Genomic DNA, 753 nt, shown 5'->3' on the forward strand with positions numbered 1-753 from the left:
CCTTGAAATACCACCCTTTAATGGCTGGTGTTCTAACGTAGACCCGTTATCCGGGTTGCGGACAGTGTCTGGTGGGTAGTTTGACTGGGGCGGTCTCCTCCCAAAGAGTAACGGAGGAGCACGAAGGTTGGCTAATCCTGGTCGGACATCAGGAGGTTAGTGCAATGGCATAAGCCAGCTTGACTGCGAGCGTGACGGCGCGAGCAGGTGCGAAAGCAGGTCATAGTGATCCGGTGGTTCTGAATGGAAGGGCCATCGCTCAACGGATAAAAGGTACTCCGGGGATAACAGGCTGATACCGCCCAAGAGTTCATATCGACGGCGGTGTTTGGCACCTCGATGTCGGCTCATCACATCCTGGGGCTGAAGTAGGTCCCAAGGGTATGGCTGTTCGCCATTTAAAGTGGTACGCGAGCTGGGTTTAGAACGTCGTGAGACAGTTCGGTCCCTATCTGCCGTGGGCGCTGGAGAATTGAGGGGGGCTGCTCCTAGTACGAGAGGACCGGAGTGGACGCATCACTGGTGTTCGGGTTGTCATGCCAATGGCACTGCCCGGTAGCTAAATGCGGAAGAGATAAGTGCTGAAAGCATCTAAGCACGAAACTTGCCCCGAGATGAGTTCTCCCTGAGACCTTGAGTCTCCTGAAGGAACGTTGAAGACGACGACGTTGATAGGTCGGGTGTGTAAGCGCAGCGATGCGTTGAGCTAACCGATACTAATGAACCGTGAGGCTTAACCTTACAACGCCGAAG

The 753-nt window shown here is 54.6% G+C and carries 1 rRNA gene; it reads left to right on the forward strand.

Annotated elements, in window-relative coordinates:
* Window positions 1-741: ribosomal RNA gene (locus tag ACOTX4_RS25995) — 23S ribosomal RNA — on the forward strand; the annotation flags it as partial.
* Between the last annotated feature and the right edge of the window lie 12 nt (window positions 742-753).

Source organism: Enterobacter cloacae complex sp. IR5459 (genome assembly GCF_049238005.1).
In the GTDB taxonomy this organism is placed as follows: Bacteria; Pseudomonadota; Gammaproteobacteria; order Enterobacterales; family Enterobacteriaceae; genus Enterobacter; species Enterobacter hormaechei_C.